The following is a 15610-nucleotide window of genomic DNA, read 5'->3' as shown; positions in this document are numbered from 1 at the left end:
TTCTATTTTCTAATCATCAGGGAGCATATCCGATTTAAACAAACGTTTGATTAGTACTTCAAAACATTCATTCTACTAGGGTTCAAGGGATTAAACAATCGTTTAACAATATTTACATATCCAGTCGGCTCATCCTTCACTCCGAGATTGTCATTGCTATTCACAAAGGGCTCTTGTTATGATGAGAAGGTTATGAATCGTAAAGAAAAGCTAGGAGAATGAGCTTTGAATAAAGTATTGACCAACTATTCCATTTATCCATATGAAGCAGATAAGAAAGAGATTCCCGTGGCGCCGCTCCATAAGGGAGAGACCACGAAGCAGCTGATATCCTCCCGGGATGAGGATGCTTTTTTCTTTCGGACGATGGAAGAAGCGGGGATCCATCTGAATGCGTCTCAAATTGAAGCGGTTCGTCATGTTGACGGACCGTGTTTGACCCTTGCCGGTGCGGGAACGGGAAAAACGACGGTTCTCGTTTGCCGGGCAGGTTATCTGATGACTGTGAAAAATATTCAACCAAGAAATATTCTATTGGTGACGTTCACCAAAAAAGCGTCGGAAGAAATGAAGCAGAGGATCGCAAGGCTTCCCGGTGCGGAAAATGGCGGACAGGTTCATGCCAGCACATTTCATGCTTTGTTCCTTTATTTATTGAGGTCCCGTCACTATACACAGGAAGTGATCGGGAATGAGCGCTATAAACAGATCATCTTAAAGCAGATCCAGAGAGAAATGAACATATATGATCCGTATGATGCCGAAACGCTCCTTGCCAAACTCTCTCACTATAAGCTGAATCAGAAAGATATCAGGGAGCTCCCTGAAAAATCCAAGTCTGAAAAAGAAGTGCGCAGCATTCTCTTAAAATATGAAGAGTGGAAGCGCATGAATCATAAAATGGATTTCGATGATATTTTGACAGAGGCATATCAATTACTATTGGGGAATCCGAATCTGCTGACATCCCTTCAGCATCGTTTCCAATACGTGATGGTCGATGAATTCCAGGATACGAACCTGGTTCAATATGAACTGATCAAATTGATTGCGGCTCATCGGAATTTGTTCGTCGTGGGGGATGATGATCAAACGATCTACACCTTCAACGGCGCCCGGAACGAATTCATTTTGGACTTTGACGACGAGTTTCCGGATGCCAAAGTCGTGACGCTGAAAGAAAACTACCGGTCTGATGCGTATATCATCGGACTTGGGAATGAAGTGATCGGTCGGAATGATCACCGGAGGAAAAAAGAGCTGATTGCCACCAAAATAGAGGGACAGAAGCCACTCTATTCAAGACCCGCAACGGCAGATGAAGAAGCCGTCTGGATCACCGAAGAGATTCAAAGACTGATAGATGAAGGGTACACATACAGAGATATGACGGTTCTCCACCGCACCATGAGCAGCTGCCGTGCCGTGTTCGAGCAGTTGCTGCTAAAGGAAATCCCCTTCACTCCATATAATCAGAAGGATTCCCTTTTCTATGATAACTGGACGGTGAAACCGGTTGTGGATTACTTACGATTGTCAATCGTTCCAAGAAATTTCTCAGCGATGGAATCCATTCTGCCCACGCTTTTCATCAGAAGGGATCGAGGGATGGCTCACATTTTGGAAGAAGAACAGAAAGAGAGAAAGAAATATCCTCTCATTCACTTGACGACTTTATCAGGGCTTAAGCCTTTCCAAGTGAAAAATATAAAAGAGCGAATGAAGTTTCTGAAGGCGATCGGGGAACAATCGCCGGAAACAGCCATTAAGCGTATCCGGAAGGAATTCTACCATCAATACATCGATGCCCAGGAATCTCATGTCGTAACCGAACAGAAGGAACTCATCAAAGAAATGCTGGACGAGCTTGAAGGGTCGGCAAAGCGTTTTGATACAATTTCTAGCTTCATTACGTTCATTGATGAGATGAAAGTGAAGTATGAAGAAATCTATTCAAATCAAAGAGGCAACAGGGACACCGACAGCGTTTCGCTTATGACGATTCACCGGTCAAAGGGGCTGGAGTTCCCTGTCGTGTTTTTAATCGGCGCCATCGAAGGGAATCTTCCCCACAGTTCAGCCCTCAACGCCAATAAGCTGGAGGATAAGGTATACAAGGATCCCAATCAAAAAGAGAAGGCATCCGGGGCAGTGGAAGAAGAAAGACGCCTGGCTTATGTAGCAATCACAAGGGCGAAAGAGAGATTATTCATTTCTTCCCCTGCTTATTATCAAGGGGAACAGCGGAAGTGCTCGCGCTTTATCTCGGACTTATTCAAACAGATTCCTCATGTGGATCAGCCGAAAATATCCAAAAAGGCGAGAAGCGGTAAGGTGAGTAAGATTCTGGCATGGGTTTGCACAAGCCCCGGCTGCATCGCATGGCAGAGGCCCGAAACCCATGAAGACACGGATTCCAAGATTTGTCCCCTTTGTTCAAGCTCTATGAAGCTTGGGGAGAAGGAGATTATGGAATAAAAAAAGCCCCGGCGTCCTTGAAACTCAGGATACCGGGGCTATTTAGCGGTGTTTATCTACCTTTATAAGACCCTCATTGTGAAAAATGATCATCACGCGAATCAACCTTTTTGGAATCATTCGAATCCAAAGCCTGCCGTAAGAAATAAATAAGGATACCCATAATGATTCCAAGTATCACGATAAAACCAATGGTGATCGTAATTCCCATAAGCCCCACTCCTTTTTCTGGCTATCTACTATCAGTCTATGAAAAAGGAGTGGAGATATATTCGACTCGAAGGACAAAAACCATTCAGTCAGAAGAAAATGTTTTACGTTCGATCGATCAAAACGGCCCGAACCGGTGATCCGTCCCCTTCTTTAAGAGGCAGGGGGAGGGCCACAAGTTCGTATACGCCCGGGTCCACATGGGAAAGGTCAATCCCTTCCAAAATCCCGATATCATGCTCCCGAAGAGAATGATGGGCATGTAAGTCCTTACTGTCCAATGGGTCAACAGAAGGGAGATCCACCCCGATCAGATCAATGCCCTTCTCCTTTAAAAAAGGGGCAAGCTCTTTATTGATAGGAGGGATATGCTCGGGGAATCGAGCAGGCTCCTTCCAGGCATTGGTTTTGAAAAGTATTTTTTTCACAGAAGTAAAGTCGACCTTCATTACATGCTCAGGACCGATTTCCGGCACACCCTCCACTGAAACCACAATAGCCGTTCCCATAAATCGCTCAAGGGGCATGTCGAGGATCCGTTTTCCATCACTGTCAAAGTGGAAAGGAGCATCAACATGGGTCCCTGTATGCGAACTCATGATCAACTGACCAACATTCACGGATCCGGTTTCCTCCTTCGTCCAGTTCAATGAGAAGGAAAATGGCGTGTCACCCGGCCAGACGGGTGTTTCATTGTGCAGCGGTCTCGATATATCAATGATCTTCATGATTGCAACATCCTTTCTGCGTTACGCCACAACATTCCGCGTATTTTCAAACTGCTTGTATTCTTCATTTTCCATGATCCCCTTCAGGATTTGAACAGTCTCCCATACATCTTCGTACGACGAATAGAGGGCGACCGGGGCCAAACGGATCACATTAGGTGAACGGAAATCAGGGGTCACCCTGTTTGCTTTCAAGGCTTTACAGATTCTTGCTGCTTCCTCATGCTGTAAGCTGATATGACCACCCCGGCGATCATCTTCAAGGGGGTTGCAAAGGGTGAATCCATATTCGGAAAGCTCCTGTTGGAATACGTCCATCATGAATCGTGTAAGAGAAAGGGATTTACTTCTCAGATTCCGAATCCCAGCTTCCTCAAACAATTGGAGGGAACCGAGTAAGGGGGCACTGCTCAAGATATGAGGTGTGCCAATTTGAAAAGCCCCGGCCGATTCAGCGTGTGTTAAAGTGTGATCCATATCAAACTGTGCATCCTTACGGGAACTGAACCATCCGGACAGACCAGGCTTTCTTCCTTTATGCCGGTTATGGACGAATAATCCCCCTACACCACCAGGTCCGCTGTTTAAGTATTTGTAATTGCACCAAACCGCAAAGTCCACCCCGTCTTCATGCAGCTGGTGGGGGAGGGCGCCGATGGAATGCGCAAGATCGAAGCCGATGACGATACCACGTTTGTGGGCTTCAGCCGTCAAAAGCTTGATATCCAGCAGCTGTCCACTTCGATAGAGAACGGACGGTAATAAAATAAGGGCAATTTCATCCGTCATATGTCCAATAATGTCTTCTTCCCTTAATGTATAACCGTCTGTGCTTTTTACTTGTAGTAAATGTTCGTCAGGGGAGTATCCCTTTAATTCCAGCTGACTTTGAATCGCATATATATCCGATGGGAAAGTCAGCTCATCTGCCAGAATCTTGGTGCGTTTTCCACGAGGGTGATAGAATGTGGCGAGTAATTGATGAAGATTCGTCGTAATGGAACCTGTCACAATGACCTCTTCCTTTTCTGCTCCCACTAAAGGGGCAGTCATTTCTCCAAGTTTTTCAGAATAATAGAACCACGGCTCCTGACCATCCATCCACCCATCGATTCCATGTTCTTTCCAATCATTCAAAGAGGTTTGCAATGCTTCCTCAGCCCGCTTCGAAAGCAGTCCTAAAGAATTACCGTCCATATAATAGTGATTTTCTTTTAAATAGAATTCGTTGCGGAATGGAGCAAGTGAGTCCTGTTTGTCCAGCTCACGGGCATGTTCCAGGGTTAATTCATCTTTATGTACCATTCAAATCCCACCTTCAACAGTCTTACCCAAATGATAATCGAAATGATTTGAATAGTAAAATAATTATTGGATAGAAAATATTCATTTGTGAATAAATTATTCAGAAGTGTATAAATAATCAAAAAAGTCTGGTATAAATGGATTAATATAATAAAATTTGTGAAGATTATTCATCATTGAATAATCTCAATACTAATTAAAGGGGTGACTTGGATGACTGAATCGAAAAAAGTTTGGAATGAAAACGAAGCGATTCTTCATTCCCTGCAGGATGATATTTTAGTGACGAATACAGACGGGATCATTCTGAAAGTCAGTGAGGCAACCGGTGGTATCTACAATGTGAAGTCGGAAGATATGATCGGTAAATCCGTTTATGATCTTGAAAAAGAAGGAATCTTCACACCTTTATTGACTCCGTTGGTTTTAAAGGAGAAGAAGAAAATCACGCTGGTTCAAACAAGTAAAGAAGGCAAGAAACTCCTGGTTACAGGCATTCCAGTTTTTCATGAAGATGGACAATTGGTGCGGGTCGTAAGCTATTCCCACGATGTAACAGAGTTATTAAATATGAAAAAGTACTTAACGGATATGGAAGACGAGATGGAAAGGGTGAAAAGCGAGCTTGAAATTCTCAGGAGCCGCCATTATTATTCTGAAGGAATCATTGCAACAAGTGATGAGATGAAAAAGGTACTGCAGGTCGCGCTTCAAGTGGCGGATGTCGATGTGAATGTCCTATTACTTGGGGAATCCGGTGTAGGGAAGTCCCACATCGCCAAATTCATTCATAACAAAAGCCAAAGGAAAGCTGGCCCGTTCATAGAGGTCAATTGCGGGGCTATACCAGAGTCCTTATTTGAAGCTGAGTTCTTTGGATATGAGCCCGGTTCCTTCACAGGAGCAGATCGTAAGGGAAAGGTAGGATTGGCCGAACTTGCAGAAGGAGGGACTCTTTTTCTTGATGAAATCGGCGAACTATCTCAATCAAATCAAGTGAAAATCCTGAAGTTCATCCAGGAGAAGCAATTTTATCGGGTTGGTGGAACGAAGCAAAGGAAGGTGGACTTTCGGGTCCTGGCAGCGACGAACAGGGACTTGGAGGTGGCGATAGAGAAGAGGGAGTTCAGGCAGGATCTGTTCTTTCGCCTGAATGTAGTGCCCATTACCATTCCGCCTCTAAGGGAGAGAACGTCGGATATTATTACGTTGATCGATTACTTTGTGAACTATTTTTGTGAGAAATATGACAGGCAGAGGACGGTGGATGAAGCGGTGATTCACCAGCTTTTGATTCAGGAGTGGAAAGGGAATGTGCGGGAGTTAATGAATGTGATCGAGAGGCTGATTGTGACATCTTCTAAGCAGTTAATCGAGATGGAAAACCTGCCGGGTCAATACATACAACATAGTGGTCATTTGTCGGGACTTGCCCATGAAGGTCAATCATTGACGGACATTTTAGAAGCGGTAGAAGAACAGGTGCTGAAGCAAGCGAGGGACAAACATAAGACAACAACTCAAATGGCACAATGTTTAGGGATCAGTCAACCTTCAGTGGTCAGAAAACTTAAAAAATACAAAATAAAATAAAAATTGGCATGATACTTGCAAGTAAGAAGGTGAATCCACTCAGATACGAATAAAGGGGGAACGGACCGTCTTAGCTGCGCAGTCATTGGATAAAATTTCAAAGGGGTGTGTGTCAATGGAAGTTGGAAAAACGAATGTAAGTGAGTTACAAACTCAGTCTAGACCGGTAAAAGAAGCGATGAAGTTTATCATTCCTTCCTTCATAGGGGTGCTGTTATTTTTGATCCCTGTTACCTATGAAGGGAATATGACCATCGGGGTCGGAATATTTGCTTCTTATTTTCAAGGTATGTTCGAAGGTATATTGCCATTATTCATGACAGTCATTTTTGGTCTATCGGCTTTGATGGCCATTTATACGAAAATATTTAAACCTCAATGGATTGTTACGCAATCATTCTTAAAAGGATTATTCGATGTAGGTTATTTCTGGATTGCCACACGTGTCATCGGTACTGTTTTTGCCGTGATGACCGTCAATGGAATCGGGCCGGAGTGGATTATATCCGACTATACGGGTGGAACGGTCCTGTATTCGTTAGTTCCCGTCTTGACGACCTGGTTCCTGTTTGCAGGGCTATTGATGCCGTTGCTTTTAGACTTTGGCCTGATGGATTTCTTCGGGACGCTGCTTCAAAAGATCATGAAGCCATTATTCCAGCTGCCCGGCCGGTCTTCTATCGATGCCCTTGCTTCCTGGATGGGAAGCGGTACGGTTGGTGTTCTCATTACAACGAAACAATTTGAAGAAGGCTACTATACAAAACGCGAAGCGGCAGTGATTGCAACGAACTTCTCGGTTGCATCCATTGCATTCAGTCTTGTGATTGTCAGTTTCATAGGCTTGGAATCAATGTTTGTTCAGTTATACGGTACGGTCGTCATTGCCGGCATCGCAGCCGCCGTGATCTGTCCGAGGATTCCACCTCTTTCCCGCAAAAAAGACACGTATTATGAGCCTGTCGGTATGCAGATTTCTGAAACGGTGCCTGATGATGTATCCCGCCTTCAGTGGGGATTTGACAAAGCCGTAGAAAAAGCATCCGAAGTGAAAAGTATCGGGGAAGTGACCAGGAAAGGATTGCAGAACGTATTGGATATCTGGTTCGGTCTCATTCCGCTTGTGATGGCCCTTGGAACACTGGCTTTGGTCGTTGCTGAATATACTCCGGTATTCGATATCATGGCCTATCCGGTCGTTCCATTCCTTGAGCTCCTGCAAATCCCGCAGGCTGCAGATGCTGCCCCAGCGATGATTGTCGGATTTGCCGATATGTTCCTGCCGGCTGTGGTGGGGAGCGGCATTGAGAGTGAGTTAACGAGATTCGTGATTGCCGCCATGTCTCTGACTCAATTAATCTACATGTCCGAGATCGGGATTTTATTGATCAAATCTAAAATTCCCATCAGCTTCTTGGATCTGTTTATCATCTTTATCCAGCGTACGATCATTACGTTGCCGATCGTAGCGTTACTGGCGCACTTCTTCTTTATGTAATGCCTCGGGGATTTATACAAATAAGGATATGGGGGTACTGAAATGGAACGAACGTTTGAAGAGCTTATAGAGCGTATGCCTGAGCGTTTGGCACCAAGTATGGCAAAGGATCATCCGAATTTACCGGTAGTGAAAGAAGAAGGCTGCTACTACTACGGGCTTGACGGAAGGAAGTATCTTGATTTCACCTCTGGAATCGCCGTGACGAATGTGGGGCATCGCCACCCGAAAATCGTACAGGCGATCAAAGATGCAGCTGACGGGTTAATGCATGGGCCATCCGGTGTCATTATGTATGAATCGATCCTTCGGCTGGCGGATGAACTGGCAGAGATCCTTCCAGGTGAACTGGACAGCTTCTTCTTTGCCAATAGTGGAACGGAAGCCATCGAGGGAGCTATCAAGCTCGCAAAATATGTGACAAAACGTCCTTATGTCATCTCCTTTACCGGATGTTTTCACGGTCGCTCATTGGGTGCGCTCAGTGTGACGACTTCAAAGAGCAAATATCGAAAGTTTATGCAGCCGACAGGATTAACCTATCAGATTCCATATGCGAACGAACGGGAGTGCCGGGAGGGAGAGGACTCGGCACGGTATGTTGTCGATAAGCTTGAAAAGGATTTTGAAACGCTTTTTAATCATCAGGTAACCCCTGAAGAAGTGGCCTGTGTCATTTTAGAACCCGTACTTGGGGAAGGGGGATATATCGTCCCGCCAAAAGCCTGGCTTAAAAAGGTAAGGGAGATTTGTGATCGCCATGGGATCTTATTGATTTTTGATGAAGTCCAAACTGGATTCGGCCGTACTGGAAACTGGTTTGCCGCACAAACCTTCGATGTGACGCCGGATATTATGGCGATTGCAAAAGGGATTGCCTCAGGACTCCCCCTGAGTGCGACGGTCGCATCCAATAAGCTGATGAAACAATGGCCCCTTGGAAGTCATGGGACCACGTTTGGCGGGAACCCGATCGCCTGCTCTGTCGGTCTTGCCACTTTAGAGGTCATGAAAGAGGAAAACCTTTTGGATAATACGAAGACGATGGGGGCCTACGCCGTTTCGAAGCTCGAGCAATTGCAGGAGAAACACCCTGTGATTGGGAGCATCCGTGCGGTGGGGTTGATGATCGGGATCGAAATCGTTCATCCCCAGACAGGAGAACCGAATCAGCATGGCCTGATGGACATCCTTGACCGGGCTCTGGAAAAAGGAGTTTTATTTTACCTCTGTGGAAACCACTCCGAAGTGATCCGGATGATTCCACCTCTCACAGTTACAAGAGAGCAGATTGACGCCGGTCTTCACATGCTGGACGAAGCGGTGACAGAGTACGAAGCATCGTTGATGAGTCATCTTGATTAAAGTGAAAAAGGTTGATCAGTTCAAACTGATCAACCTTTTTTTACAGCCTTTTAACCGAAATGGCCTTCCTCATCTTCCTGAGGGCATCCTGTCCTTCCATTTCCCTCATCATCATTAAGTTTACATAAAGTGCATCGATCAAGGTCAGTTGAGCGATACGGGAGGAGAGGGCTTCGGAGCGATAGTCGGTTTCTTCGGAAACGGTGAAGAGGGACGTATCGACTTTTTGGCTCAATGGGGATTTGGCGAAATTGGTGATGCAGATGGTCTTTGCCCCGGTTTCTTTGACGATGTCGAGCACTTGGAGAATATCCTTCGTCGATCCTGAATGGGAGATGAAAACGGCGCAATCCTCACTCGTCATCTGGGAAGCGGTCATAAGCTGAATATGACTGTCACTGGCGGCATGTACCCGTAAGCCCGTCCGGATGAATTTATGGTAGGCGTCAAGGGCGATGACACCGGATCCGCCGCTGCCAAAAAACTCGATGGACCGGGCATTGATCATCATGTCGACAGCTTTCATCAGTTTTTTCTCATCTACTACCATTAGAGTGTCTTCGATCGTTTTAATATTGGACCGGAATACTTTTGTCGCAATCGTCTGTGCCGTGTCGCCTTCATCGATGCGCTCGTGTATGTCCTTGAGGCCCGTGACGATTTCTGAGGCAAGGGCGATCTTCATCGCCTGATAGCCTTTGAAGCCGATCCTCTTACAAAAACGGAAAACGGTTGAATCGGCAACCCCCAAATCCTCGGCCAGGCCGTTGATCGTTGAATGGATGATTTCGGTGGGATTTTCAAGTATATAGTCGGCAATTTTTTTCTCTGTCACACTGAATTGCGGATAGTGTGTACGGATACTGGCTAAACAATGTTGATGTTGACTCATAGACACCACTCCTGTAAGGGTTTTCATAGTTTCATTATACAAGATTAATAGAAAAATAAAAATAATTTCTGTAAACGGTTGCAAAAGGAAAAATATTTTTTATAATAGAGTTAGACAGAAAATAATTTTCCTGATGATTTGTTCGGTCGAAAAAGCAACTCTCTTATTGAAATGAGAGAGTAGTAGTTACATAAAGTGTTTTGCAAACGCTTTACTTCTCCGTCTGTGACAAAGAAAAAGGATCATCCGTTATAAAAAATTGGCAGCAGGGCTGTCGTGAGGGAAAGAAAGGTAGGGATACACAATGTCAGATCAAATGCTTATTTTAGTGGCGCTGGCCGGAATTTTTCTTCTATTATTTTTAGTAATTAAAACAAAGCTTCATGCTTTTGTTGCCCTATTATTAGTAAGTTTAATCGTAGGGATCGCCGCTGGGATGCCTTTGCAGGAAGTCGTCACCTCGATTCAAAGCGGGATGGGCGGAACCCTCGGATTTGTCGCCGTGGTCGTTGGTTTAGGTGCGATGTTCGGTCGTATGCTTGAAGTATCAGGGGGAGCGGAACGACTTGCTCAAACTCTGATTAACAAATTTGGGGAAGATAAGGCGCAATGGTCCCTTGGTATTACAGGCTTCTTAGTCGCCATTCCCGTATTCTTTGATGTAGGATTCATCATTCTTGTACCGATAGTATATGGATTGGCACGTAAAACTGGAAAGTCACTGCTATACTATGGAATTCCATTGCTTGCAGGTCTTGCCGTTACACACAGTTTCATCCCGCCGACTCCGGGACCGATTGCAGTTGCGGACTTAATCGGGGCAGACCTTGGATGGGTCATCCTGTTTGGTGCGATTGCCGGTGTTCCATCCATGATCATCGCAGGTCCACTTTTTGCAAAATGGATTTCGAAACGAATTCACGCAGTGGTCCCTGAATATATGCAGGCAGAAGAAATGGAGTACGATAAAGAGCTTCCGAGTTTCGCCTTGATTGCTTCTCTTATCTCGATCCCATTAGTCTTGATCTTATTGAATACGCTTTCGGGTGTTATCTTAGATGAAGGAAACATGATTCGTTCCATCCTGACTTTCTTAGGACATCCATTCGTAGCCTTGACGATTGCGACACTGCTGACGTTCGTATTATTAGGAACAAAGCGTGGATACTCACGCCAGGAGGTTCAGGACATTGCAACGAAAGCACTTGAGCCTGCAGGGATCATCATCCTTGTAACAGGTGCCGGTGGGGTATTCAAGCAAGTGTTGATTGACTCCGGTGTTGGGGAAGTATTAGGAAATATGATGGCTGGATCCAGCCTGCCGCCGATCGCCCTTGCCTTCTTGATTGCCATGGTCGTCCGTGTCGCTCAAGGATCAGCGACTGTTTCCATGGTAACAGCAGCAGGGTTGATGAGTCCGCTGATTGAAACACTAGGTATGCAAGGACCTGTTCTTGGATTGATGGTTATCGCCATCGCTTCAGGTGCAACGGTCTTCTCCCATGTAAATGACAGCGGATTCTGGTTAGTGAACCGTTACTTTGGATTAGATGTGAAAGATACGTTAAAATCATGGACAGTGATGGAAACGCTCATCGGTTTTGTAGGATTTGCCGTTGTGTTCATTTTAGGGATATTCATTAGCTAAAATAGGATAGAATAATAGCAGAAGAGGGAAGAGCCATGTTGCTTCTTCCTTTTCTCTATTTATTTAGGAGGAACGAAGATGTCAGAATTCATGATCGGTGTCGATATCGGGACCACAAGTACGAAAGCAGTGCTTTTTAATAAAGAAGGAAAAGCGATCGAGCGTCACGGGATCGAATATCCATTACATACACCAGCACCCGGGACGGCTGAACAGGACCCGGAGGAAATCTTTCAGGCTGTCATTAAATGCATCAAGGAAGTGGCATCGAATACAAAAGAAACGATTTCGTTTGTATCATTCAGCTCTGCCATGCACAGTTTGATCCTAGTGGATGAGAATGATCAACCGTTGACCCCTTCCATTACTTGGGCGGATAACCGAAGTGCTGCCTGGGCGGAAAAAATAAAGAAAGAAATGAACGGATTAGAAATCTACCGGAGAACCGGGACGCCGATCCATCCGATGTCCCCCCTTGTGAAGCTTGCCTGGCTGAAGGACGAGAAACCGGAATTGTTCGGGAAAGCTTCAAAATTTATTTCGATTAAGGAGTTTGCCTTCCATCGCTTGTTCGGTAAATATGTCGTGGATTACTCCATTGCCTCAGCAACGGGGATGTTCCACCTGGAAAACCTGACGTGGGATGAAGAAGCCTTGAAGGTTGCAGGGGTGACGACGGATCAGCTTTCCGTCCCTGTATCCACGACAGAGAGTCTGACCGGATTGAAGTCGGAATACACGGAATTGCTGGGCTTGCCTGCAGATACGCCATTTGTTGTAGGAGCAAGTGACGGGGTGCTGTCGAATCTTGGGGTGAATGCCATCGAGCCTGGTGTAGTAGCGGTGACGATCGGCACGAGTGGAGCGATCCGTGCCGTGACGGACCGGCCCGTGACAGATCCGAAAGGCCGTATTTTCTGCTATGCCTTGACGGATAAGCACTGGGTGATCGGCGGTCCTGTGAATAATGGGGGAATGATCTTCAGATGGGTCCGGGATGAACTTGCTTCCGGAGAAGTCGAAGTGGCGAAACGATTAGGGAAGGATCCTTATGAAGTACTCACGGATATTGCCGCTAAAGTGGAGCCTGGATCGGAGGGACTCCTGTTCCATCCGTATATGGCAGGTGAACGCGCTCCCCTTTGGAATGCAAAAGCACGGGGCTCCTTCTTCGGACTCGGGATGCATCATAAGAAAGAGCATATGATCCGTGCCGTCCTTGAAGGGATTGTCATGAACTTGTACAGTGTCCTTCTTGCCCTCGAGGAATTAATAGGGACGCCGAAACGGGTGCAGGCAACCGGTGGATTTGCCCGTTCAGAGTTGTGGCGTCAAATGCTTGCCGACGTCTTCGATCAGGAAGTGGAAGTACCGGAAAGCTTCGAAAGCTCATGCCTTGGGGCTGTAGTACTTGGTATGTACGGCAGCGGAATGATCGACTCCCTTGAAGAAGTAAGGGAAATGGTCGGCTCCGTTCATTCCCATCAGCCCGATCCGAAGGCAACAGAAGCCTATACGAAACTGATGCCGATCTTCATCCGAGTTCCGCGTTTATTAGAAGAAGAATACGAAGCCATCAGTGCTTACCAGGAAGGAAGCTGACTCAATTGAGTCGGCTTCTTTTATGGAAGGGAATCACTTAGCCAAAGAGTGTCCTTTTCATGTATAATAGAAACGAATATACCTTTTATTATCAGAAACTATCCATAGATAAATGAAAGAGAGTGAAACAAAATGGGACGTAAGTGGAATAACATTAAAGAAAAGAAAGCGTCTAAGGATGCCAATACAAGTCGTATATATGCTAAATTCGGCCGTGAGATCTATGTTGCTGCCAAGCAGGGAGAGCCGGATCCCGAACTGAATCAGACGCTGAAATTCGTTCTTGAGCGGGCGAAAACATACAGCGTACCGAAGCATATCGTGGACCGTGCCATCGAAAAGGCAAAGGGCGGTTCAGAAGAAAACTATGATGAGCTTCGCTATGAAGGCTTCGGACCGAATGGTTCCATGGTCATTGTGGATGCTTTGACGAATAACGTAAACCGTACAGCCTCCGAAGTGCGTGCCGCTTTCGGTAAGAATGGCGGAAATATGGGCGTGAGCGGATCTGTTGCGTACATGTTCGATGCGACAGCGGTCATCGGAATCGAAGGGAAATCAGAAGAGGAAGTCATGGAGATCCTGATGGAAGCGGACGTGGATGCCCGGGACATCATCGAAGAAGACGATGCCGTGATCGTTTATGCAGAACCTGATCAATTCCATGCCGTACAGGAAGCATTCAAAGGGGCCGGTGTCACTGAATTTACAGTGGCAGAGCTGACGATGCTTGCCCAGAATGATGTTGAACTTTCAGATGATGATCAAGCTCAATTCGAGAAAATGGTAGATGCGATTGAAGACCTGGAAGATGTTCAGCAGGTTTATCATAATGTCGATTTAGGTGAATAATAGAATGCCGCAAAAACCTCCGATGCCAGGTGCATCGGGGGTTTTTTGTCGGTTTATCACTTTATTTGTCGAATAGATTGAAAATTCAGCATATTACTTCATTATCCCCAGGTGCTTTGTTATGCTAAAGGTGAATCTGAATAAATACGTGAAAGAGGGAGAGGAAAATATGGGACTAGATCAACTTGAATTGCAGCAAGCAGAACAGAGCGTGAAGGACAGAACCAAACCCTATTTAACGGCACTGATCGGCTGGAGCCTGCCGGCAATCGAGGCGTGTACAAAGTTAAAGAGACCGTTCGTCGTTGTTGGACCGCCTGATTTCGAAGCATACGCTGAAAAGCATGACATTGCCTTTATCGGCTGGGACTTCGAGCGGTTGAATGAAGGTTCCGATCATCTCTACAAACAGCTGAAGGCACTTGGTGCTGAAGTCGCGATCCCCTTGTATGAAGAATGTGTGGAGTGGGCAGGGGCTTTGAACTCCCGTTTCAGAAGTGAACCACGCGTCTTCAATCGCTCCCTCCTTTTAAGGGATAAAGGGATGATGAAGCGCAAAGCCCAGATTGCCGGAATCAAAGTGGGTGTGTTTGAAGAGGCGCGGGATAAGGAAGATGTAAGACGCTTCTTGAAACGGGTGAATGAAGCGCTGTTGAAGGTGGAAGGGGATAAGAATGATCCCATTCACGTCAAGCCCCTTGATAAAGCAGGCTCCGTCGGTCACCGTGCCATCGAGAATCCGGAAGATATCGACGCCCTCACCGAATCCGAGTTCCCTCTATTGATGGAAAGCCACTTAGATGGCCAGGAGTTCTCATGCGAAGCATTCATTCATAAAGGAAAGATCCAATTTTTAAATATAACGGAGTACGTGCGATTGGGGTATTCCAACTTCGTCCCGGCATCTCCTTCACTTGAAGAAAAGCGTCCGATCATCCTTGAGGCGATTCAGCAGCTCATCGATGCATTCGAAATTGAATACGGTGTGATCCATCCTGAATATTTCATCACGTCCGATGGCACGCTTCATTTCGGTGAAGTCGCGGCCAGGGTACCGGGGGGGCATATCTTTGATCTGATCGAGCGGGCCTACGGTTTCAATGCTTACCAGGCACAGATCCTGTGCGGTGATCCAAATACAACCGAAGAGGAGCTTAGGGAATTTTTCCCTTCAACGGGCGAGAAAGCGAAAGCTCATGCGGGTTGTCTGATGGTTCATCCCCATGTGAATTACGTGGAGAAGCTTGAGGTGCCCGATGAACTGGAGAACCATCCTTATTTTGAAAAGCATGACATGTTCAGTCCGGCCCAGGGGAAGGTGGCCCAGCGGATCGGTTTTGGAAACCATTACGGGACGATCTTCTTCTACGGGGAAGATAGCGAAGTCATGAGGGATTTATTAAAAGAATACGAACAATTTAATTTTTATATTTGATAAG

General features: G+C 46.0%; 12 protein-coding genes. 8 read left to right on the top strand and 4 right to left on the bottom strand.

All coding sequences use genetic code 11. The features are described from left to right. The first annotated feature begins 225 nt into the window (after positions 1-225). Positions 226-2478: a UvrD-helicase domain-containing protein gene (locus CN378_RS07050; protein WP_142323585.1), complete on the top strand. Its 2253-nt coding sequence runs from the start codon at positions 226-228 to the stop codon at positions 2476-2478. Positions 2479-2551: 73 nt separating this feature from the next. On the opposite strand, the gene CN378_RS22560 is transcribed toward CN378_RS07050, so the two are convergent. The 3 genes from CN378_RS22560 to kynU all read right to left on the bottom strand — a co-directional run bounded on the left by CN378_RS22560 (position 2552) and on the right by kynU (position 4721). Further along, positions 2552-2689: a hypothetical protein gene (locus CN378_RS22560; RefSeq protein ID WP_179884835.1), complete on the bottom strand. Its 138-nt coding sequence runs from the start codon at positions 2687-2689 to the stop codon at positions 2552-2554. 103 nt (positions 2690-2792) lie between these two features. Then, positions 2793-3416, bottom strand: coding sequence for an arylformamidase (gene kynB / locus CN378_RS07045; protein WP_098351191.1), 624 nt, complete (start codon positions 3414-3416; stop codon positions 2793-2795). 21 nt (positions 3417-3437) lie between these two features. Next, entirely contained in the window at positions 3438-4721 is a 1284-nt protein-coding gene (gene kynU / locus CN378_RS07040) for a kynureninase (RefSeq protein ID WP_098351190.1), read from the bottom strand. Between the two features lie 213 nt (positions 4722-4934). Between kynU and CN378_RS07035 the strand changes: the two genes are divergently transcribed. The 3 genes from CN378_RS07035 (at position 4935) to CN378_RS07025 (ending at position 9177) form a co-directional block, all read left to right on the top strand. Further along, entirely contained in the window at positions 4935-6314 is a 1380-nt protein-coding gene (locus CN378_RS07035; protein WP_098351189.1) for a sigma-54 interaction domain-containing protein, read from the top strand. Positions 6315-6429: 115 nt separating this feature from the next. Beyond that, positions 6430-7812 (top strand): YjiH family protein, encoded by a 1383-nt coding sequence (locus CN378_RS07030; RefSeq protein WP_098351188.1) that lies wholly within the window; start codon positions 6430-6432, stop codon positions 7810-7812. Positions 7813-7854: 42 nt separating this feature from the next. After that, positions 7855-9177 (top strand): aspartate aminotransferase family protein, encoded by a 1323-nt coding sequence (locus CN378_RS07025; protein ID WP_098351187.1) that lies wholly within the window; start codon positions 7855-7857, stop codon positions 9175-9177. 40 nt (positions 9178-9217) lie between these two features. Here the strand turns inward: CN378_RS07025 and CN378_RS07020 are convergent, their stop codons facing one another. Continuing rightward, on the bottom strand, positions 9218-10069 hold the full coding sequence (locus tag CN378_RS07020; RefSeq protein WP_098351186.1) for a MurR/RpiR family transcriptional regulator: 852 nt from the start codon (positions 10067-10069) through the stop codon (positions 9218-9220). A gap of 304 nt (positions 10070-10373) precedes the next feature. Between CN378_RS07020 and CN378_RS07015 the strand changes: the two genes are divergently transcribed. The 4 genes from CN378_RS07015 to CN378_RS07000 all read left to right on the top strand — a co-directional run bounded on the left by CN378_RS07015 (position 10374) and on the right by CN378_RS07000 (position 15606). Next, the gene (locus CN378_RS07015; RefSeq protein ID WP_098351185.1) at positions 10374-11717 is read left to right on the top strand and encodes a GntP family permease; all 1344 of its coding nucleotides are present in this window, start codon (positions 10374-10376) and stop codon (positions 11715-11717) included. 90 nt (positions 11718-11807) lie between these two features. Continuing rightward, complete coding sequence (gntK, locus tag CN378_RS07010) at positions 11808-13319, top strand: gluconokinase (RefSeq protein ID WP_142323586.1); 1512 nt, start codon at positions 11808-11810, stop codon at positions 13317-13319. A 132-nt stretch (positions 13320-13451) separates the two neighbouring features. Beyond that, positions 13452-14171 (top strand): YebC/PmpR family DNA-binding transcriptional regulator, encoded by a 720-nt coding sequence (locus CN378_RS07005; RefSeq protein WP_098351183.1) that lies wholly within the window; start codon positions 13452-13454, stop codon positions 14169-14171. 169 nt (positions 14172-14340) lie between these two features. Next, a complete protein-coding gene (locus tag CN378_RS07000) occupies positions 14341-15606 on the top strand; it encodes an ATP-grasp domain-containing protein (RefSeq protein WP_098351335.1) in 1266 nt (421 codons plus the stop codon). The last annotated feature ends 4 nt before the right edge of the window (positions 15607-15610 follow it).

The organism is Bacillus sp. AFS015802, assembly GCF_002561455.1.
Taxonomy (GTDB): Bacteria; Bacillota; Bacilli; order Bacillales; family Bacillaceae_B; genus Rossellomorea.
The sequence above is the reverse complement of the archived record's forward strand: the minus strand, read 5'-3'. Positions and strand labels throughout refer to the sequence as shown.